At 41.4% G+C, this 21,768-nt stretch carries 18 protein-coding genes; 9 read left to right on the top strand and 9 right to left on the bottom strand.

From position 1 onward, the window contains the following. Positions 1–7: 7 nt before the first annotated feature. A complete protein-coding gene (gene bamG, locus ACXAH9_RS11305; RefSeq protein WP_474894973.1) occupies positions 8–1,252 on the bottom strand; it encodes a BamG family beta-barrel-assembly machinery protein in 1,245 nt (414 codons plus the stop codon). Beyond that, positions 1,252–1,971 carry a type III pantothenate kinase gene (locus tag ACXAH9_RS11300; protein WP_474894972.1) on the bottom strand — a complete coding sequence of 240 codons (720 nt, stop codon included), beginning with the start codon at positions 1,969–1,971 and terminating at the stop codon, positions 1,252–1,254. Before ACXAH9_RS11300 ends, bamG begins: the two co-directional genes overlap by 1 nt. A 25-nt stretch (positions 1,972–1,996) precedes the next feature. Here ACXAH9_RS11300 and ACXAH9_RS11295 point away from each other — a divergent pair, with 25 nt between their 5' ends. From ACXAH9_RS11295 to ACXAH9_RS11280, 4 genes are all read left to right on the top strand, one after another. Further along, complete coding sequence (locus ACXAH9_RS11295) at positions 1,997–3,037, top strand: anhydro-N-acetylmuramic acid kinase (RefSeq protein ID WP_474894971.1); 1,041 nt, start codon at positions 1,997–1,999, stop codon at positions 3,035–3,037. 35 nt (positions 3,038–3,072) lie between these two features. Continuing rightward, a complete protein-coding gene (locus ACXAH9_RS11290) occupies positions 3,073–4,305 on the top strand; it encodes a Glu/Leu/Phe/Val dehydrogenase dimerization domain-containing protein (RefSeq protein WP_474894970.1) in 1,233 nt (410 codons plus the stop codon). Between the two features lie 65 nt (positions 4,306–4,370). Then, entirely contained in the window at positions 4,371–5,879 is a 1,509-nt protein-coding gene (locus ACXAH9_RS11285) for a sodium:proton antiporter (RefSeq protein WP_474894969.1), read from the top strand. A gap of 105 nt (positions 5,880–5,984) precedes the next feature. Further along, complete coding sequence (locus ACXAH9_RS11280) at positions 5,985–6,971, top strand: TerC family protein (RefSeq protein ID WP_474894968.1); 987 nt, start codon at positions 5,985–5,987, stop codon at positions 6,969–6,971. A 1-nt stretch (position 6,972) separates the two neighbouring features. Here the strand turns inward: ACXAH9_RS11280 and purE are convergent, their stop codons facing one another. Next, on the bottom strand, positions 6,973–7,464 hold the full coding sequence (gene purE / locus ACXAH9_RS11275) for a 5-(carboxyamino)imidazole ribonucleotide mutase (protein ID WP_474894967.1): 492 nt from the start codon (positions 7,462–7,464) through the stop codon (positions 6,973–6,975). Continuing rightward, positions 7,464–8,606: a 5-(carboxyamino)imidazole ribonucleotide synthase gene (locus tag ACXAH9_RS11270; protein ID WP_474894966.1), complete on the bottom strand. Its 1,143-nt coding sequence runs from the start codon at positions 8,604–8,606 to the stop codon at positions 7,464–7,466. The genes purE and ACXAH9_RS11270 overlap by 1 nt, the downstream gene beginning before the upstream one ends. Before the next feature lie 58 nt (positions 8,607–8,664). Here ACXAH9_RS11270 and ACXAH9_RS11265 point away from each other — a divergent pair, with 58 nt between their 5' ends. Continuing rightward, complete coding sequence (locus ACXAH9_RS11265; protein ID WP_474894965.1) at positions 8,665–8,793, top strand: hypothetical protein; 129 nt, start codon at positions 8,665–8,667, stop codon at positions 8,791–8,793. On the opposite strand, the gene ACXAH9_RS11260 is transcribed toward ACXAH9_RS11265, so the two are convergent. The 3 genes from ACXAH9_RS11260 to ACXAH9_RS11250 are packed head-to-tail and all read right to left on the bottom strand — an operon-like array spanning position 8,776 to position 12,627. Then, a complete protein-coding gene (locus ACXAH9_RS11260) occupies positions 8,776–9,399 on the bottom strand; it encodes a DUF2306 domain-containing protein (protein ID WP_474894964.1) in 624 nt (207 codons plus the stop codon). The genes ACXAH9_RS11265 and ACXAH9_RS11260 overlap by 18 nt on opposite strands. A 9-nt stretch (positions 9,400–9,408) precedes the next feature. Further along, positions 9,409–11,793 carry a bifunctional UDP-N-acetylmuramoyl-tripeptide:D-alanyl-D-alanine ligase/alanine racemase gene (locus ACXAH9_RS11255; protein WP_474894963.1) on the bottom strand — a complete coding sequence of 795 codons (2,385 nt, stop codon included), beginning with the start codon at positions 11,791–11,793 and terminating at the stop codon, positions 9,409–9,411. A gap of 3 nt (positions 11,794–11,796) precedes the next feature. Beyond that, positions 11,797–12,627 (bottom strand): N-acetyltransferase family protein, encoded by an 831-nt coding sequence (locus ACXAH9_RS11250; RefSeq protein ID WP_474894962.1) that lies wholly within the window; start codon positions 12,625–12,627, stop codon positions 11,797–11,799. A gap of 101 nt (positions 12,628–12,728) precedes the next feature. Here ACXAH9_RS11250 and ACXAH9_RS11245 point away from each other — a divergent pair, with 101 nt between their 5' ends. Both ACXAH9_RS11245 and ppk1 read left to right on the top strand, forming a co-directional pair. Then, on the top strand, positions 12,729–13,991 hold the full coding sequence (locus ACXAH9_RS11245) for an adenylate/guanylate cyclase domain-containing protein (RefSeq protein WP_474894961.1): 1,263 nt from the start codon (positions 12,729–12,731) through the stop codon (positions 13,989–13,991). Between the two features lie 2 nt (positions 13,992–13,993). Then, positions 13,994–15,970, top strand: a complete 1,977-nt coding sequence (gene ppk1, locus ACXAH9_RS11240) for a polyphosphate kinase 1 (RefSeq protein WP_474894960.1) — start codon at positions 13,994–13,996, stop codon at positions 15,968–15,970. Here the strand turns inward: ppk1 and ACXAH9_RS11235 are convergent. Both ACXAH9_RS11235 and ACXAH9_RS11230 read right to left on the bottom strand, forming a co-directional pair. Next, positions 15,964–16,587, bottom strand: coding sequence for a Pycsar system effector family protein (locus ACXAH9_RS11235; RefSeq protein WP_474894959.1), 624 nt, complete (start codon positions 16,585–16,587; stop codon positions 15,964–15,966). The genes ppk1 and ACXAH9_RS11235 overlap by 7 nt on opposite strands. Then, positions 16,566–17,183: an HD domain-containing protein gene (locus ACXAH9_RS11230; RefSeq protein ID WP_474894958.1), complete on the bottom strand. Its 618-nt coding sequence runs from the start codon at positions 17,181–17,183 to the stop codon at positions 16,566–16,568. The genes ACXAH9_RS11235 and ACXAH9_RS11230 overlap by 22 nt, the downstream gene beginning before the upstream one ends. A gap of 77 nt (positions 17,184–17,260) precedes the next feature. Here ACXAH9_RS11230 and ACXAH9_RS11225 point away from each other — a divergent pair, with 77 nt between their 5' ends. Both ACXAH9_RS11225 and ACXAH9_RS11220 read left to right on the top strand, forming a co-directional pair. Further along, positions 17,261–18,172, top strand: a complete 912-nt coding sequence (locus ACXAH9_RS11225) for an SdiA-regulated domain-containing protein (RefSeq protein ID WP_474894957.1) — start codon at positions 17,261–17,263, stop codon at positions 18,170–18,172. Beyond that, positions 18,169–21,765 (top strand): BamA/TamA family outer membrane protein, encoded by a 3,597-nt coding sequence (locus ACXAH9_RS11220; protein WP_474894956.1) that lies wholly within the window; start codon positions 18,169–18,171, stop codon positions 21,763–21,765. The genes ACXAH9_RS11225 and ACXAH9_RS11220 overlap by 4 nt, the downstream gene beginning before the upstream one ends. Positions 21,766–21,768 lie beyond the last annotated feature (3 nt).

Below are 21,768 nucleotides of genomic sequence, written 5' to 3'. Positions count from 1 at the left end.
CTTTTTGCTAGTCATACTTTCTTTTTATGAACCATCTATCGTTGATGGTTGCTCCTATAACAACTTTATAATAGGTTTCCTTAATCAAACCATTAGATGATTCTCCAAGCTGTCCCCATTTAAAGGCTAAATCCAAACTTGAAAAGCCACTAACTGGTAAAGAGGCACCAAAATTAATACCAAAATCAGTAAGTGCCTGATTATTTACGATATAAGGGAGCTTATGATAGTTGAATCCCGCAGAATATTTTGCCCTTTTCCAGTATGATGATACATTATCATAGTCTGGTGTCCACTCAATTCCTAGTGCAACCTTTAAGCTGTTATTGTACGATTGGCTCTCTGATCCTGCACTTTCCCATCCCTGCGTTTCAATGTCAAATCCAATGATGTACTTATTTAGTTTCTGGTATGACACCCCAAACCCAAAGGTTCCTGGTAAGTCAAATTGAATGTTTTGAGTACCCACATCAACAGTTTCAAGCTCAGATCCAGAGCTAGAAAGTCTGATTAGAGAAAGTTCAGAACTGCCGTTGAATGGCGTTTTTGGTGAGAAGGTCGCACCAAAATTGATTGAGGTTTCTTCGTTTAGTACATGTTTGTAGCCTAAGCCAAATAGAAAGTTAAGGTCAGAGTATGATTCTAATTCTTCATACGTTACATTGCTCACAGCCACATCAGCTCCTCCAATTGAAATAGTTGATGACTTTTCAATTGAGCCAAAAGTGTAAGTAGCTCTAACTCCTACAAGAAGTTTACTCTTTATTTTAAATCCATTGGCCCAATAGAAATTTGTAAGTCCTCCTTCTCCACGGTTGTCAGAAATCTGAGCCACATCGCCATTCGTTCCATCCACGGTCCCTTCTGAGAAGGTATTATAACTGACAGAACTATAAGGAAGTATTCCGAAAGATGAGGACCATTTGCCAGGCATAATTGGAAATGCATAACCTAAAAATCTTAATCCACCGTCCGTGTCTGTTCCGGAAATCCCTTCTCCTGAAAATCTTCGCCTGTCTACTTCCAGGCCCACCTGAAAAGTGCTGAATGTATTATAAACTAAATTGGCCGGGTTCTGGGTGTTAATGTGCCAGATTGTGGGAGTTCCAATACCTACCTCACCCATCGCTACATTGTTAGGCATACCCTGGTGGTTGAGGCTTCCAAGCCCCTCAAATGAGTAGATAGACTGTGCCTGCACAAATAGTCCTAAAACAAAACAACAGGCAACCCCTGCTAAAATCCTTTTCATTATTGCTGATACTTCCAAATTCGGTATAGACCCCTCTGCACAATTTTTGAGCCAGCAAAGATGTGAGCTTTTAGTTTGGATTCAAAGAAATGCGCGTCTCCTCCTGTCAATATCGTGTTAAGACTTGTGAAATCATGCTTCAATGTCTGTAAAACGCCATTTATTTCATGAATAATCCCCCAAAAAGAACCACTAAAAAGACATTGTTTTGTCGACTTTCCCAGTTCGCCAGACATAATATGCTCCCATTCTGAAGAAATATCAGGGAGTTTATCTGTAAAATGAGCCATTGATTTCATGCGCATCTTTAATCCGGGCGCAATAACTCCCCCTTTAAAGATCCCTCCCTTTTCTACTAAATCGATGGTCATGCACGTCCCCAGATCAATGATCAGATTATTTTCTTCAGGAAACGTTTCCATTGCCCCAACTGCAGCAGCTATTCTATCCGCTCCCAGGGTTTCTGGTGTGTCATAGTCTAGCTTGATTGGGAGTTTGATTAGGTGAGACAATACAGTGATATTATCTTTTAGCTTTAGTTCTTCTGGTAATTTCCTCACCGAAGAAATCATTATTGGAGTAGCCCAATAGTGCGCAAGAACAGAAGACAATTCTTCTGTCCAAACCCGCGTATTCAAAAATTCTCCATTTACAACCTCAGTGGTTTTCACTGAGCTATTGCCCACATCTATCAATATAACTTCTATCTTTTCATCCATAGACGTATAATTACCTGCAAAGGAAGTGAAAACAACTTATTCAATCATCGGAGGAATGGCCGGCTCGTCCATGGATGGCCTGGATCTGTCACATGTGATTTTCAAAAATGAAAATGACGGATGGAAATATCAGTTAGGAAAGTGTGAAACTATCCCATACGATAAGGAAATCTATGATGCTCTCAAAGGTGCAGAAGCGCTTAGTCAAACCGAAAAAGAGACACTGGACCACCAATTTGGGGAATGGATTGGAGAAAAGATCACGGTTTTCTCTTCCGAAATTGAAAACATCGATTTAGTTGGTGTACATGGTCATACGGTCATTCACCAACCTGAAAATAAGATTAGCTGGCAACTTGGCAGAGGTGATGTGATAGCCAAAACCATAAACCTCCCAACAATCGCTGAGTTTAGAAATGAAGACATTCTGAATGGTGGGCAGGGCGCTCCATTGGTTCCTTTTGGTGATTTTACATTGTTCAGGAAATATGATGTCTGCCTTAATCTGGGTGGGATTGCAAACATCTCTGTGCGTGAAAATCAGACAGCATGGGACATTTGCCCTTGTAATCAGGTGCTTAACTATTTTGCCAAAAAGTTTGGTCACCCTTATGACCATAACGGAGAGTTGGCATCTCAGGGAGCGCTTGACATAGATTTCTATTCCAGATTTTCTCAAATCGATTACTTCAAGCAACTGCCTCCTAAATCATTGCCGAACAACTTTATAAGCACCTACATACTAGATGCAACTGAACCAAAAGACGGGCTCTACACATACTGCAAAATCGTTTCTGAACAAGTTGCTAAATCCGTCTTCTTAGAATCTCCAGGCAGCATGCTAGTTACCGGAGGAGGAGCTTTAAACGGTTTTCTTATTAGGACAATAAAAAATGAATTGACCGGGTGGGATATTGAAGTGCCGGAACCAAAAGTTGTCAACTTTAAGGAATCACTAATTTTTGCTTTTCTGGCTTTAAAGCGACTTAGAAATGAAATCAATGTACTTGCGACGGTAACTGGCGCCACTAAAGACACCTCCTCGGGTGTGATTCATCTTCCTTAATGATTAGATTTGCGCCCTCAAAATACAGCAACACGATGAAAGAACTTCTTAAGAAATTTGAAAATAAAACGCCGGAAATTGTTTTTGAATGGTCAGATCCTGAAACTGAAGCAGAAGGATGGGTAGTTATCAACTCTCTAAGAGGTGGTGCAGCTGGTGGCGGTACCAGAATGAGAAAGGGTCTGGATAAAAGAGAAGTAGAGTCGCTTGCCAAAACAATGGAAATCAAATTTACCGTTTCAGGACCTCAAATTGGTGGCGCAAAATCTGGGATCAACTTTGATCCGAATGACCCAAGAAAAGAAGGAGTGCTTAAGAGATGGTACCATGCGGTCTATCCTCTTTTGAAAAACTATTACGGTACTGGTGGAGACTTGAATGTGGATGAGATTCATGAGGTGATTCCTATTACTGAAGATTTTGGTCTTTGGCACCCTCAGGAAGGAATCGTTAACGGACACTACAACCCTCGTAAACCCACTAAAATCCACATGCTGGGTAGATTGAGACAAGGAGTGTCCAAGGTTTTAGAAGATCAGGAGTACATTCCTGACTCTCCCAAAAAATATGTGGTTGCAGATATGATAACCGGATTCGGTGTGGCCGAAGCAGTTCGTCATTACTATCAAATTTGGGGAGGTGAAATCAGTCAAAAACGTGCCATCATTCAGGGATGGGGTAATGTAGGCTCCACAGCAGCACTCTATCTTGCCAAATACGGTGTTAAGATTGTAGGTATCATCGATCGTGAAGGAGGCCTTTTAAATACGGAGGGATATGATCTGGACGATATCAAGAAACTTTTCCACGATAAGGAAGGAAACAAACTGGTGGCAGATGATATGATTCCTTTCGATCAGATTAATAAAGAGATTTGGTCAGTAGGTGCGGAAATATTTATTCCGGCTGCAGCGTCCAGGCTGGTTTCAAAAGAACAAGCCGAAACAATGATCAACAATGACCTGGAGGTGGTTTCATGTGGAGCAAATGTACCTTTCTCGGATAAAGAGATATTTTACGGTCCTATTGCAGAATATGTAGATAAGAAAGTTTCTTTGCTTCCGGATTTTATTGCTAATTGTGGAATGGCAAGGACTTTCGCTTTCCTTATGGATCCAAAAAATGATAGTGTGCTGACTGATGCGGACATTTTTACCGATTGTTCTAAAACAATCGGAGATGCACTTCAGGCCGTACATAAAGAGAATAACACCCGAGTAAACCTTGCTGAAACCGCTTTTACTATTTCGTTAAATAAGCTTGTTTGATTTTCAGTAGGTTTGTTTTTGTCTGCGCTAATGATAACTTTATTATTAATCAGTAACGCCTAAGTATGATCGGTAGAATTCTTGTTGCCATTTTATTCGTGTGTGCAATCCAGGTGGCGCAAGCCAGCGATTCAGTGCAAGTTCAGGAGCAACAAGAATCGCATCAAACTCTTGATCATGAATCTGAGGGTCAAGTTGAACATGACGCAGAAGATGAAGAAGGGCATCATTCCAAAAAACCAGCCGCTTGGAGCGTCATTCCATTTGTGCTTTTGCTGCTCATGATCGCTACCGGACCACTTTTTTACCCTCACTTCTGGCATAAAAGTTATCCGGTCATTTCAGTGATTCTCGCTTTTCTGGTCTGCACGTACTACCTGTTCTATTTAGGTAATTTTCATAGTCCGGTTCATTCAACTGCAGAGTACATCCAATTTATTGCGCTACTGACTGGTCTTTTTGTTGCCTCAGGAGGAATATTGATTGTAGTAGATAAAAAGGCAAAACCACGAACGAATGTTATCATTTTAGCAATAGGGGCTGTTATTGCCAACATCATAGGGACAACCGGAGCATCTATGCTATTGATTCGACCATTCATTCGTCTGAATAGCAACCGAATAAAACCATACCACATTGTATTCTTCATCTTCATAGTGAGTAACGTGGGTGGTTCACTCACGCCTATTGGTGATCCGCCATTGTTCCTGGGATTCTTAAAGGGAATACCCTTCGAGTGGACACTTATTCACAACTTCGTCCCATGGGTGATTGGGTGTATTATTCTCCTGATCTTCTTTTATTTCTTTGACATCAGAAATAAGGCAGACTATGCCAAGATGAGAGGTGAAGAAGATGAAATAAAAACGCCAACAGGTCAGGTTTCTTTGAAAGGGCGAAGAAACTTCATTTGGCTTGCGGTCGTGGTTGGGGCTGTTTTCTTAGACCCCAATGTTTTTGAGTGGGTTCCGGGGATTGAGTACGAAGGTCAAAAATTCTCATACATCCGCGAAATCATCATGCTGCTGGCAGCATTAGGTTCTTACCAGTTTTCCGACCTTCAGGCCATTCAGGGTAATGAATTTAGCTTCGAGCCAATAAGGGAAGTGGCTTTCCTATTCATAGGAATCTTTTTCACCATGATGCCTGCTCTGGAACTTGTAAGTGAATTTGCACAATCTCCTCAAGGAGAAAAGCTAATAAGCCCAAGCACACTTTATTGGGGAACGGGGGTTTTAAGTGGGTTCCTGGATAACGCTCCTACGTATGTAAATTTCCTCACTGCCTCCATGGCAAGTGTAGGTGCTGACGTAAATAAAATTCAGGAAGTTATTGCCTTTGCTAACAACGAATATCGGGAGTCGCTCCTTTCACTCATGGCTATTTCATTAGGAGCAGTATTCTTTGGAGCATTTACCTACATCGGAAATGGCCCTAACTTCATGGTAAAATCCATAGCAGAGCAAGTGGGTATCAAAATGCCATCATTCTTTTCATACATCATCAAATATTCGATACCTATATTACTGCCAATGCTTATTATTATTTGGCTCATTTTCTTTTTGGGGCATTAACATTTCCCCGAAAGTAATTAAGCCCATATCGAATAAATTTTTCTTTATTTGTGCTTAATTACTTAATTTGGAATGCGCCCTCATTATTAATAATCGCCGAAAAAAATGCTGCTAAACTTATTTACGGGACAAAATGAAGGACTCCTCTTTGGAGTATTCGGTGTAATCATCGTCCTGTTTCTGATTGTCGATCTGGGTGTTTTCCATAAAAAGCATCAAAAAGTCTCTCAAAAGGAGGCGATTCAGCAGTCGATCTTTTGGGTTTTGGTCTCAGTAGGATACGGTATTCTAATTTATTTCTATGGAGAAGGTCCTGCTGCCACGTTGGAGTTTTTCTCTGCCTATGTAACAGAAAAGGCACTATCGGTTGACAATATTTTTGTTATTCTGTTGATTCTGAGATATTTCAACGTTAAAGAAGAATACTATCACAATATTCTTTTCTGGGGTATCCTTGGGGCCATTGTTTTCCGCGCGGTTTTCATTTTCGTAGGTGCTCTTTTAATCGCTGAGTTCCATTGGATTCTTTATGTTTTCGGTGTATTTCTTGTTTATTCCGGGATTAAACTTTTCAGCGATGAGGATGATATGGAATTAGAACCGGAGAAGAATCCACTACTTAAGGCCGCTAAGAAAGTACTCCCAATGAGTACCTCGGATAAAGGAGGAAAATTTTGGATTCGTGAAAAAGGGAAGCTTTTGTTTACTCCGCTGTTCCTTGTGATCATTCTTATCGAATCCACAGACCTTATTTTCGCAGTTGATTCCATTCCGGCAGCTTTCGCGATTACCCAAAATGAGTTCGTGATTTATACTTCTAATATTTTCGCCGTAATGGGACTCAGGGCGATGTTTTTCCTACTAGCTAACGTGCTGGACAAATTCTACCTGCTACAAAAAGGGCTATCAATTGTTCTGATATTCATCGGAGCGAAGATGCTTGCGGAAATATTTGATATTCATGTGCCGATCTACCTCTCTTTCAGCATCATCATAGGAGCACTGGTGTTGGCTATCGTGTTTTCTCTCATATTCCCAAAAGAGGAAGATCCGGAAGAAATCATACAGGAGAAATTACCTGCAGACGAATAAGCTACTTTTCCAGGTCTTTTACGCTATCCATGACTTTGTCACGGAGACTGTCTTTGTATTTCTGAAGATTATCTGCAATTGTGCCATTTGTAGCACCAACAATCTCAGCAGCTAAAATCCCTGCGTTTTTTGCTCCGTCTAGTGCAACAGTCGCTACAGGAATTCCTCCGGGCATCTGCAGAATTGAAAGTATCGAATCCCACCCGTCAATGGAGTTTCTCGACTTAACCGGCACGCCTATCACCGGAAGTGTGGTAAGTGATGCCACCATACCAGGTAAGTGTGCGGCTCCACCAGCTCCTGCAATGATCACCTGTAGTCCTTTACCTCTTGCTTCCTCAGCATATTCAATCATGCGATGGGGAGTGCGATGAGCAGAAACGATTGTCAACTCATACTCCACACCCAGTTCTTCTAATATATCGGCAGCTTGTTGCATGACAGGCAGGTCTGACTTACTGCCCATAATAATCCCGACTTTTGGTGATGCCATTACGCTTTTACTTTTAATGATTCTTTTACTTTTCGAGCCTTCACTTTCAAGCTTTCAATGGAATCGTCAGTGATTGTGACATGACCCATTTTTCGAAAGGGCTTGGTTAATTTCTTTCCATAAAGATGCACATAAACTCCCTTCATTGCCATACAGGTTTCCATTCCTTCATAGCGTGCATTTCCGGTAAACCCATCTTCTCCCAGTAAATTTACCATTGCTGCTGGTGTAACCAGCTCCGTAGAACCAAGTGGCAGATTAAGAATGGCTCTCAGGTGCTGTTCAAATTGAGAGGTGAGATTTGCCTCGATTGTGTGATGACCTGAGTTGTGCGTGCGTGGGGCTACTTCATTCACCAAAATATTACCCTTTTTGGTTAGAAACATTTCAACAGCCAACAACCCAACCATGTCGAGCTTTTCGATTACATCTTTGGCTAGCGCATACGCCTTCTGCTCAGTTTTCTCTGCGATCTGAGCCGGAGCAAATAAAAATTCAACCAGATTTTGTTCCGGGTGATACGAAAGCTCAACAACAGGGAAACAATTCATTTCTCCCTTTTCATTCCTCGCCACAACTACACTTAGCTCCTTCTCAAAATCAACCAGCTTTTCCAATAAACCCGGTTTATCAAATGCCTTTTCCAGGTTTGCCTCTGTCTTTATCATTTGTACCCCTCTGCCATCATATCCCTCCGTGCCCAGCTTATTTACCCCTGGAAGCATCTCTTTATGGGCGGCTACATCTTTCGCATTTTCCGTTAGCACAAAGTCTGAAGTAGGAATTCGATTGGCTTTATAAAAAGTCTTTTGTTTTCGCTTGTCCTGAATTAACTCAATGATCTCAGGTTGAGGAAACACTTTTTTACCTTCATCCTGCAATCGCTTCAGAGCTGCAACACTTACATTTTCTATCTCGATCGTTATCAAATCAAACTGCTGACCCCATTGATAGACAAGCTCTTCATCAGTGAGCTTGCCTACAGTGAAGTTCTTAACCAGGTGCGCACAAGGAGCATTTTCATCAGGGTCTAAAATAGAAATGTCAAGATTATAATCTATGGCACTCTGGATCATCATCCGGCCCAGCTGGCCTCCTCCCAGTACCCCTATTTTAATATCGGTGATGTCTTCTTTTGGCATACGGCAAAGATAACCTTCCCGTAATTTTTGTTGTTTAATAAAATAAGCAACTTAGGGTATGGAAAAAAAGAAGAAAAAAGCGGATAAAAAAGCCAGGAAGGAAGAAAACAAAGCGAAAGAAGAAAAAGAAGAGACGGGATTTCCGAAAGATGTTGACTTCAAAAAATTTCTAGGATGCGGAGGGTAAATATTTTCGCTGGATAATCCACTCCGCTACGAAGAGATTAGGCACCCAACAAAACCAGGCAATGGTTTGATACGCCTCAATCTCTGAAATTCCCATTATTATCATCATTGGCATGAATATCCTTAGGGTCACTGCTCCCAATGTGACAGCAAAGCTTCTGATCATCCATCGCTCATGTGCGTCTATGCTACCTTTCCGGATGCTCATAAAAGCCATGACCGTAAACCCAAACCAGCAAATAGCCATCATCCCAAATCCTACCACATTATTAAAACCACCATTGGCGTATAATGCCATGTAAAAAGCAGCCGGTGAACTACATAAAACAATAGCTACTATGTAAGCATATCCAATTTTTTTATGAAGACTCAAGTGTTTTGATCTGAAATTTTTTAGGAACTGTAGCCATCCGATCCCTAGCGCAATAGCTCCTCCCAGAAAGTGCATGTGAAATGCCACACGCCAGGTTGCTAGCTCAGCTACGCCATTGGTTTTAAAGGAATAGAAGTCCTCTCTGAACAAATGTGAAAGGGCATAAAGTGCTACTCCAACACACAAAAAGCCATAAAAACCATTTCTGAACTTTATGATTGGGCGTGTTTTCATGACATGAATTTACTCAGAAATAAAAACTCTTTTTACCCTGTTACTTACATTCGTGAGAATCTCATAAGGGATGGTATGCGCCCACTTGGCTAATTCCTTGATGGTTGGATTCTTTCCAAATATCACTACCTCGCCACCTTCTTTTGCATCTACATCAGTCACATCTACCATTGTCATATCCATGCAAATATTTCCAACCGTAGGACACAACTCACCGTCTATTTCCACGAAAGCATTTCCATTGCCAAAAGATCGTGAGTAGCCATCCTCGTATCCTATCGGAAGGATGGCAATTTTGCTATCTCTTTTTATTTTACCCATACGAGAGTACCCTACCGTATCACCTGCCTTCAGATTTTGAATTTGAGATATAACTGTTTTTAATTGACTGCTATTTCTTAAATCAAGTTTGCCGGTCGGATCAAACCCATGCAGCCCGATACCTAGCCTGACCATATCATAATGATACTGTGGCCATCTAACCATAGCGGGTGAGTTGCATGTATGCCTGATTGGGGAATAGCCAATGACTTCTTCGATTCGTGCATATGCTTCATCAAAGAGCCGAGCCTGATTGATTGTAAATGCATCCTCATCTACCATATCTGAACTGGAAAAGTGTGTAAAAACCCCTTCAACCTTCACCTGAGTGTTAGCCTTTAAATGATTTATTAACTCATCTAATTGATCAGGGGAAAATCCTAACCGATGCATACCCGTGTCAATTTTGATGTGTATTTTCGGGTGTTCCCTGGTGTCTTTAAGTAAGCGTTTTAAATGTGAAATACTGAAAATTTCTGCCTGCAGATCATATCGTTCAAACTGTTCGAAGCTTTCGATGTGAGGATTCATGATCATGATCGGAATGTTGATCCCATTCTTCCTCAATTGGATGGCCTCATCTACATATGCCACACCCAGCATGTCTACCCGCTGATGTTGCAGAAAGTTTGCCACTTCCAGAAGCCCGCTCCCATAGGCATTGGCCTTTACCATCACCATTAGCCTGGTTGTAGGCTTTAATAGTGCTCTGTATTGGTTCAAATTATGAAGAAGTGCCTCAAAGTTTACCTCAAGTACTGTACCATGGCTTTTTTCCTCCAGCCGTTGGACTACTCGCTCCAGTTCAAAATTTCTTGCACCTTTCACCACGATCATTTCCTCATTGAACGGAGGCATATTTTCAAGAAGCTCTTCTGTGCTCTCGAAAAAAAGTGACCCCTGAGGAAAGAGCTTTGATGAAGCTTTAATCTTTTCTCCCACTCCTATTAAGCGTGAGACATTCCGCGACTGCATAAGACTGGCTATATCCGAATAGAGTTCTTTATCCTCTTTTCCCGAGTGCAGAATATCAGATAAAATCAACGTTCGTTTCGGGTTTTGTTTATGGGATTCCAGGTAATCTAACGCCACTTTAAGCCCAGCTTCATCGTTGTTATATGAATCATCCAAAATGTAGCACCCATTGATACCCTTTTTCAATTCAAGTCTCATTGGTACCCCCTCAATCAAATCAATGCCCTTTTGAATTTGATCTCGATCTAATCCCAACTCACTGGCTGTTATTATTGCATGCGTCAGGTTTTCCAATTGTGTTTTAGTGTCAAAATCAGTCGTATATATCGCATCATTAATCTCAATTTTTCCATGCTCCCACTTCACGTGATAATCTGCCCCCTCTCCCAGACTCCAGGCCTTCACTTTTTCTCCTAAATCTTCCTCAATCGAATTAAAGTATGCTGAATCCTTCCTGCAAATGACTTTTCGTGATCCTTCAAATAGCTTTAACTTTTCATGTAGTTTTTGATCTTTGGATTCAAAACCATCATCATGTGCTTCTCCCAGATTGGTGAAAATCCCAATGGTAGGATTAATAATCTCTCCCAGTTTCTCCATCTCACCAACTTTAGAAACTCCTGCTTCAAAAACACCAATTTCATGACCTTTTCTAATCTCCAACAATGAAAGAGGAACTCCAATCTGAGAGTTAAAGCTTTTAGGACTTTTGACAACAAAATATTTTTCTGAGAGGATGGTTGAAAGCCACTCTTTTACTGTCGTTTTTCCATTACTCCCCGTGATCCCAACCATTGGAATATCAAACCCCGCTCGATGATGAGTCCCTATCATCTGAAGTGCCTCCACGGAATCATTGACTTGCAGGACATTGAGGCCTGTTTGGTCTACCTCTTTTTCTACAATGAAATTTTGAACTCCCTGTGAAATGGCTGCCGGAATGAACTCGTGCCCATCTCTTTTCCCCTTTATTGCCACAAAAATTTCATTGCTGTTTCCCGAGATGGTTCTAGTATCAGTTGAAAAATGAATGATCTCCGCATCCTTTGAGATTTGACATTTACCTCCGGTGATTTTTTGCAGCTGTGAGAAAAGCATCACCTAAATTATCAATTCCATTTCAAACTGATTGACCTGATTTTCAAATCCACAACCCTTTAAGAAAACATCGAAACCAATCTCATCTTCAGGAATATTCATAATAGTTAATGGCTTATCTGTAAGCGTCTGTGCTTTTCTGATCAATGACTGGCCAATTCGACTTTGTCTATGTAATCGATCCACTGCAATTTGTGAGATTCGACCCAGATGTGGTTGCATGATCAAGTATCCAGTAAGACTCCCCTCCGCATTCCTGGTAATCAACACTTTTTCATTTCCTCGTTTCAAATGCTCCTCGCTATCCAAAAAGCAAGGATGAAAATCAATAAAGGAAAAATCCACATCTTTCATATCTCCTTCCTTTACATCTACCTCTAATGTCGCATCAAGGTCCTTTATTTTTTTGTAACACTTAAACCGGCGCTTAAATGTAAAGCCAATTTTTTCATAAAGAGCGATAGCATATATGTTGGTTTCCACAACCTCCAATAGAATACGTGCAAGCGATTTTTGTTGAACCCGTGGGATCAGATAGTCATAAATCTGTGCAGCAACATTTTGGTTCCGAAAACCCGGAAGAACTCCTGTACCGCCATTGTATGCCGTGGGGATTCCCTGATACAAACTGGAACTATGTAGAATAAACCCTACCATCTCATCTCCATCCAATGCCGCTGCAGAAATCACACGATCAAGTAATAGCTTTTTATGGATACGGTAATTAAACTCCTCCAGAGAGGGTTCGAATCGTACCTCATTTTTTGCGAATGCTGAGGTGAACGTTCGGTATAGTGGGATTAAATCCTCATCATTTAATAATCGTATATTCATCTAATTTACTTAAGACTTAAAGGAACTTACAGACCTTTGTTTGCTCTTATTAATTGGGCATTAATAAAATTACGCTTATCTGACCAAAAGGAAAACCCCTCATGCAACTAGACGAGTTAGAAAAATGCATTGACCTGGAGGTTGTAAAAACCGAAAAGCGGAGGCTGGAGATTTTTATTGGCATCCTTCTCATTGTGTTGATCTTGCTATTGACCAACATGATTTTCTTCCCTACCTCCATTTCGGATACGTTTATTGACAGTAGAAGTATAAAATTAGGGGTTCTTACGGCTGCCGTTTTTATAGTCATCCTTTTGTTCTCCAGGTGGATAGTTGGGAAAATTGCGGATTGCGAAAACCCTCTTCCTATTTGGTATAAATACTATTCAGTGATCTCCGACTCAGTGGTGCCTTTCATTTGGCTTTATTTTATTATAAAATGGGAAGGAAACAGCATTTTTCTTGACTCTCCGCTTATATTCATTTTCGTTCCAATCATTATCGTTTCAGCACTTTACTTGAACTTTTGGATCAGCTTTCTCAATGGCGCCCTTATCGCAACTATCTATGTTGGAATCATTTACTGGACTTTTGATACATATGATACTAGCTCCATGCTTCCTTCAATTGTCTACTACACCAAAGCAATCATGTTTTTTATTGCGGGTATTTGTGCCGGACTTGTTGCCAAGGAACTAAATAAAAGGCTGACCATCTCCATTAAAACGCAGGAAGAGCGTGATGAGATTGAATCGCTATTCAGCAAGCAGGTTTCCAAAGAAGTAGTGCAAGCCCTAACACAAACAGATGGGGCCAGCTTCAAGATCAGAGCTTCTGTTTTGTTCCTGGATATTCGAGACTTCACGAAACGAGTGCAGCTGCTTTCGCCTGAAGAGGTCAATAAATTTCAGAATCGCTTTTTTGGTCCCATCATGGATTGCATTCATGAAAATAATGGCATGATCAATCAGCTAATGGGTGATGGTCTTATGGCCTCCTTTGCCTCTGAAGAAGGGGATGCGCCTGAGAATGCCTTTAAAGCAGCACGAGATATCCTTTCCACAGTAAGCCGAATGAATAAGTCTGAATGGAACGAAGAAATCAAGGTAGGAATAGGCATTCACAATGGGGAAATAATTGCCGGAAACATTGGTAATAGCACCCGCCAACAATTTTCTATATCTGGCATTCCGGTAATCACTGCTGCGAGGCTAGAACAGCTCACAAAAGATTATAATTGCTCCTGGTTGGTCTCCTCCCAATTCTACAATGATGTGAAACACCTTGCTACGAATGGAATTTCCATAGGCCATGTAAAGCTCAAGGGAATTGATCAGGAAATGGAAATAATCAAACTGGCCTGATAGTGAAATACTTCGACAGAGATCTCAGTTGGCTTTCATTCAACTACCGTGTTCTAATGGAAGCAATGGACGAAAGTGTCCCACTTTTGGAACGTTTGCGATTTATTGCAATCTACTCCTCCAATCTCGATGAGTTCTTTCGGGTTAGAGTAGCTGACATTCGTAATATTAAAAGAATCGATAAGAAAAAGATCAACAAGAGGCTTGATTTTGATGCTAAAACACTTTTAGCGGATATTCATCAGGAAGTGAGTCATCAACTCGATCAATATGGTCACGCAATGCGCGAGATTATTGATCAGCTCAAAGATAAAGGTCACTTCATTTGTACAGATACAGTTGAGATTCCTTCTGATTTAAATGGTGACTTACTCAACTACTTTAAGACGTATGTTTCAGCCTTTTTGCAACCAAAAAAATTGGATGAAAATACCGAGCTCTTTCTGGATAATCAGGCCATTTACATGGCTGTCCATTTTGCTGGTGATGATATTTCTATCCTAAACATTCCAACAGATCATCTCTCTCGATTTTCACAATTTCAGGTTGGGAGTGATACATACTACATCTTTTTAGACGATGTGATTCGCTTGCATTTGGATTTGATATTCCCGAAGAAGGAAGTCAAAGGGGCTTTCTCAATTAAACTAAATAAAGATGCAGAGCTTCAGATTGACGATGAGTATTCCGGAAACCTGGTAAGGAAAATAGAGAAGCAAATTCAAAAGAGAAACCTGGGCACTCCTGCGCGGTTTTTATTTGACATCAAAATGCCAGATGAAATGTTGGTTACTTTAACTGGTCAGCTTCAGCTATCCTCAGATGATGTAGTCACAGGAGGCAGATATCATAACCTCAATGATTTCTTTCAGATCAACATTAACGATCCGGAATTAAATTATCCACATCAGCCTTACGCGCCAGCACCCACTTTGCAAGGCTCCAGATCCATTTTGAAAAAACTCGAAGAGCAGGATCATTTGCTTCATTTCCCTTATCAGTCGTATGATTATGTCCTTCAGTTTTTCAATGAAGCTTCCATTGATCCGGAGGTAGAAGAAATCAATGTGACGTTCTACCGAATGGCGAAGAAATCCACCATTGCAGAAGCTCTTATAAGCGCTTCGAATAATGGAAAAAAAGTATCAGTGTTTATGGAAGTCAAAGCCCGATTTGATGAGAAAAACAACCTGGACTGGGCAAGAAAAATGCGCGCAGCAGGAGTTAAAATCATTTATAGCCTTCCGGGATTGAAAGTCCATGCGAAAGTGGCTCTGGTACGAAAAAAGAAAAAAATGTATGGGTTCTTTGGAACTGGAAACTTAAACGAAAAAACATCTGAGATCTATTGCGATCATGGGCTGCTGACTTCCGATGACCAATTGACAAAAGAACTGCATCACGTCTTTCAGTACCTCCTTACCAAGTATACTCCTCCTCCTTTTCAAAAACTCCTTGTTTCCCAGTTTGGAGCCTATGAGAAGTTCATTGAGAAGATAGATCGTGAGATTCATCATGCAGAAGCGGGACGGGAGGCACGTATCATCTTAAAGGTTAACAACCTGCAAGAACAAACACTGATTAAAAAACTGGAAGAGGCAAGCAGCAAGGGAGTAGATGTAAAACTGATCGTACGCAGCATTTGCTGTCTGATTCCAGACAAAGACTTAAAAGTGAAACGTATCGTCGATCGATACCTGGAGCACGGAAGGGTGTTTTATTTTCACAATAATGATGAGCAGGAGATATACCTCGGCTCTGCCGATTGGATGAATCGAAATTTGCATCGAAGGATTGAAGTCTGCTTTCCTATCATCAATGATCGTATGAAACAGGAGATTCTGACCATTTTAAAATTCCAATGGAAAGACGACATTAAAGGAGTGTGGCTTTCTCCAAAGATGGAAAACGAAAGACCAAAGCTCGAGCATAAAATAAGAGCGCAAATGGCGACATACAATTACCTGAAAGATCAATAAGGGTAAGGAGACTTGAAGAAGAGCTCCGCAACGATAAAGCCAAGAATGGCCAGCACAAACCCGAACATGAAAATGGTGTAACTAATCCTGAGCAAACGATATTTCTTTCCTAGGACAGCTCCAAGGAAATAGATGTCTTTGATCATACTTCCATAGAGGTAATCAGCATCTTTCAGCATCTCTTTCATTCCCCATTCGTAATCCTCAAATTTCATTCGATGAAAATTTCCAAAGAATAAAAGATTCGTCTGCTTATTGATGATGTCCTCATGCTTAAATCTGCCTTTGGTAACGTTTGGTCGGGTGGCTAGTACAGCAAAAACGATAGTGGTGAGACACACCAGCGTAAGCATAATCGCCGGCACAGTCATATGCGGATATTCTTCCAGCTTTCTGATTAACACAGACACCAGCACGGACAAAATAATCGAATTGATCGAGATCATAATATTGGCTTTATTGTCAGCGATGGCACTAAGCTCCATGTGGTTTTTTGAAGTGGTACGAAACATCGTCTCAATGCCACGTGTCGGCTTGAGTTCCTTCGCCTTTTTCACCTTCTTCTTCAGCTTGGTGACCTTCTCTTCAAGTTCTTCTACTTTTTCGTTTTCTTCCATGATTTTAGCCGATCCCGTATTTTTTTAAGGTTTTCCTTAACAGCAGATTCGTAATTATTCTTGGCATATTCGGTAAAAAAACAGTGCTTATCCAAAAACTCCTGATTCATCTCCAGCCACTCCGCTTCAGGTATCTTGCAAACTTTCGTTTTCTCCAATTCCTTGTGTAATAAATCTGCTTTTGCAAAATAATTGTGATCTGCCAGATGCATCATATCAGCATCGCAGATGACCTGCTCCAGCATGTTCCTCGGATTCTGTGGCATTTGAGTCGCCATGATGCAGCCAGCCACTTCTTCAATTCTCTTTTCCGGATAATTGTGTTTCCTCAGAAACTCCTGAGCCATACGAGCACCATTTTTTTCATGACTTTCGGCTCCCTCCGTGTAGCCAATATCATGAAACCAGGCCGATATTAAAATGACCTCCTTTTCCTCTTCACTTAAGTGTTGCTCCTCAGCAATTTCCTCTGCAGAATTCACCACATCCAGAGTGTGATTGATAGAATGATAAGTCATGTCATCAGGCAAATTTTTGGTCAATACCTTGATAGCATAATCTTTAACCAGACCCAGAATTTGACTCTTCGACTTCATTCTTTCCAAATCAATTCACAAAATAGAACAAAAATTAGGCATTTTAGTGTTGTAGGCTTGACATTTTAAATCGACCAATGAATTTAATAAAGAACACAACACTTGTTTTATTGTTCCTTGCGGTGGTTTCTTTCACTCCAGGCTGTTCCTCCTCTTCTTTTGGTCAACATGCCGACAGCCTCTTTCTGGTCGATACCCATTTGGACTTTACATATGACCTAAAAGGGCCAAGTGAAAAACATTTTTTACCTTATGTATTGGAAGAAATTTCGGGATTGACTTTCAAGACTCCATCACAAATTCTTGCGGTTGATGATGAGTCCGGGAAGGTCTTTGAGTATGACCTCACGAAAAAAGAAATTGTTCACTCCATCCAGTTTTACAAGTCGGACGACTATGAAGGCGTAGAACTCATTGATAATGACATATATGTCCTCAAACACGATGGAGATATCTTCCATTTTAAATACGGCCAGGAGAAAAAAGTCACATCAAAAAAATATGAGACCCCCCTTCATAATGACAATGATACCGAAGGCCTTGGATATGATCCGCAGCGAAACCTTCTTCTAATCGCATGTAAAGAGAAAGGACACATAGGAGAAAAAAAGATTAAAGGAAGAGCATTTTATTCCTTTCACCTTGAAAGAAAAGAACTTTCCAAAAAACCCATTTTTATAATTGGTCCTGAAGAACTGGAAAGGTTTTGGGAAGAAAACAAAGACTTTGATTATGAAAGGAAACGAATAAAATTTAAACCTTCTGCGATTGCCATCCATCCTCTTTCAGGCCATTATTACATTCTATCTTCTGTCGGTAAGATGCTAGTGGTAGCTTCTCCCCAGGGAAAAATTTTGGGTACTTATCCTATATCACCTCGAATCCTTGGTCAGCCAGAGGGCATCTGTTTCTCTCCTGACGGGGACATGTACATCAGCAGCGAAGGTGAGGGTGATAGGGGCTACATCTTAAAATTTGACATGCAATGAACAAACCCATGAGACTGCTTTTGCTATTCTTCCTTCTTCCATCGCTCTCGTGGGGGCAGCAAGTTTATTTGATTGGTGATGCGGGTGAGCCAAAATCGCCTGACCCAAACCTGGAAATGCTCAAAGAAAAAATCAAAGGTGCCACAGCAGATGATTTCCTGATCTTCCTAGGTGATAACATTTACCCAAAAGGGTTGCCTGATGGAGAGGATCCTAAAAGGGAGCAGATGGAAAAAAAACTCATTCCCCAGTTGGAGGTAATGAAGGCTTTTCCGGGTACGGCTTATATCATCCCCGGGAATCATGACTGGGCTCAGGGAAGAAAGTATGGATGGCAATATGCTCTGAATATGGAGCGATTCATTCGCAAGTATTTTGATGGAAAAGATGTATTGCTGCCTTTAGGTGGTTGCCCGGGACCTGTTGAAATCCCAATGAGTGAAAAATCAACGCTTGTTATACTAAATACGCAGTACTTTCTGCATGGCTGGGACAAGCCAGACGAAGATGACAACTGCGAAAACAAGTCCACAATTGAGGCGCTGGAGGACTTGAAAACCATCATTAATCGAAACAAAGGAAAGCATATCCTCATCGCAGCGCATCATCCCATTTATACCTATGGCGAGCATCACGGGAATTTCAGCTTTAAAGATCAAATGAAACCACTGCCAGTTCTTGGTAGCATTCAGCCACTTTTTCGCCGGTTTATTGGTAATATTCAGGATAACACCCACCCTAAATACCGGGCAGTTATGAACCAGGTGGTGGCTGCTATGAATGAAGCCGAAGATGTGATTTACGCCTGCGGTCACGAGCATTCGCTGCAGCTGATTCAAAAAGATGGTCATCACTTTATTGTTAGCGGCTCAGGCTCTAAAACCTCTCATGTGAAAAAGGGAAAGGGAAGTTTATTTGCGAAAGAGGAGCAAGGTTTTGCCTTACTTAATTTGGATGATAATGGCAGTGCTGATGTATCATACTTCGGCATCAATGATGGGCCTCTTTTTCAAACGAATCTCTATGAAAAAGACCTGAAAGAAACATTGAACGAAAAGCAGCTACTATATTTTTCCGATAGCACAATCACCGTAGTTGCCAGCAAAAAATATGAAGGAGATAAGGGGAAACATCGGTGGCTGGGCAAGAATTACAGAGGTGTATGGAGCACTCCTGTTGAGGTTGAGGTTTTTGATATAGGCGCTGAAAAAGGCGGATTGGAAGTGGTGAAAAAAGGTGGGGGAATGCAAACCAAATCTTTGAGGATGGAAGCCAAAGATGGTCGACAATATGTGCTCCGTTCTATTGAAAAGTATCCTGAAAATGCCATTCCTTCCGCACTGCAAAAAACATTCGCTCAGGACATTGTTGAAGATCAGATTTCTGCCTCTCACCCTTACGGTGCTTTCATAGTACCCCACCTCGCAGAGCCTGTTGGCATCTATCACACCAATCCTAAGCCGGTTTTCATCCCGGATGATCCACGGCTGGGTCAATTTCGAAGCACATTTGCTGGCACGCTTGCACTTTATGAAGAGCGACCCAATGAAGCAGCCTCTCGTGATCCTCATTTTGGCGGTGGAGAAGATATTGACGGGACCGATACAGTCCTTGAAAACCTGAGAGAGGATAATGACAATGAGGTAGACCAAAATTTTGTGGTGAGAAATCGGCTGTTTGACCTCTGGATTGGAGACTGGGACCGCCACGATGATCAGTGGCGCTGGGCGCAGATAGACAAGAAAAAAGGAAATATTTATCGACCTATCCCAAGAGATCGGGATCAGGCCTTCTTCATCAATGAGGGAATCATTCCAAAAATTGCCGCTAGAAAGTGGGCCTTACCAAAAATTGAAGGGTTTGATGAAGAGGTAGATTGGGCACCTGGTTTGAGCCAGAATGCAAGATTCTTTGACCGGACATTTATGAATGAACCAGACTGGAACGACTGGCAAGAACAGATCCGGTTTTTAAAAGAAAACCTGACCGATGATGTTATTGACCATGCGATTGCCCAATGGCCTGATCAAATTCAAGAGATCACAGGGGAACGAATCAAAAAAGGGCTGAAAGCCAGAAGAGAAAATATGGAGTCTTATGCCTGGGAGCTTTATCTATTTCTATCCAAAGAAGTGGAAATCACCGGCTCTGACAAGCATGAATATTTTCTAGTGGAACACCTGGGTGATGAAGAAGCGAAAGTGACCGTTCGGAAAAGAAAAAAGGATGGAGAGCTGGAGCAGGTTATCTATGAGCGCCTGTTCAAGGCTGACGAGACCAAAGAAATCAGGCTTTACGGTTTTGACGGAGAGGATGTGTTCGAGATAAAGGGAGCTGACTCAAAAATCAATGTTAGGATCATTGGAGGTACTGATAAGGACCTGGTCATCAATGGAAATGCCGATGAGAGACTGAAAAAAGTAAAGGTTTACGATCGCTATAAAATCACCCTGGTTCAGGGAAACTCCAAAGGCATATTAAAGCTAAGTAACAGACCGGACATCAACCGATACGACAGAAAAGCTTTCAAGTATGACATCTTAATGCCTCTGGTCACTGCCGCCATTAACCCGGATGATGGAATTTTTCTAGGTGGAGGATTTGCGTACACCAAGCACGGTTGGAGAAAAGAGCCTTTTGCGGCAAAACATACCTTCAAGGCCATTGGCGCTTTTGAGACAGGATCATACCAATTCGATTATACAGGTGATTACACAGATGCTCTTGGACGCTGGGACTTGAATACATCGGTGCTATGGCAGGAACCATACTTCGTAAATAACTACTTTGGATTTGGAAACGAGACAGAATTCTTAATGGACGAGTTTGTATCCCCTGACGATGACCCAATCGACTATTACCGGGTTCGCATGGATCGGCTGGATTTGAATGTGGGGGTATCCAGGAAGGTGGGAGCAAAAGCTAAATTCTACATTAGTACAGGATACAAATCAGTAGAGGTAGAAAACACGGCCAATCGTTTCATCTCTGACCAAGCCACAGATGTAAATGATTTTGAGGAAAACCGATATGCACGCTTCGCCACCGGTATTGTTTTTGACTCTAGGGATAATAAGGTGTTACCTCAGGCAGGAATGACAGCCAGAGCAGAAATAGAACACCTGGAAGCACTTACTGACTTTTCAGAAAATACGACTAAATACAATGCTGAGTGGGCCTTTTATCTTACAACCCGGCTCCCATCCAGATTAGTTATAGCCAATCGATTGGGTGCGTCATATATTCCGACTGATAACTTGGACTTCTTCAATGCGAGCATCCTTGGAGGACGTACCAATCTTAGAGGTTTCCGAAGAACACGTTTTTATGGGCAATCCTCCTTTTATCACAATCTGGATCTGCGATTAAAAATCGCGTCTTTCAGAAGCTACATTTTCCCCGGACAGTTCGGGCTGCTGGCTTTTCATGATGTGGGTAGAGTGTGGGTTGATGGAGAAAACTCCAATGAATGGCATCAGGGAAAAGGATTGGGCATCTGGCTGAGTCCTCTCAACACTGTGGTCCTGAATGTGAACTATGCCTTTGGGGAGGATGAGAATCTGCCTACGTTTTATATGAGCTTTTTCTTTTGATTT

Source organism: Ekhidna sp. ABH4_415 (assembly GCF_056161305.1).
The sequence above is the reverse complement of the archived record's forward strand: the minus strand, read 5'-3'. Positions and strand labels throughout refer to the sequence as shown.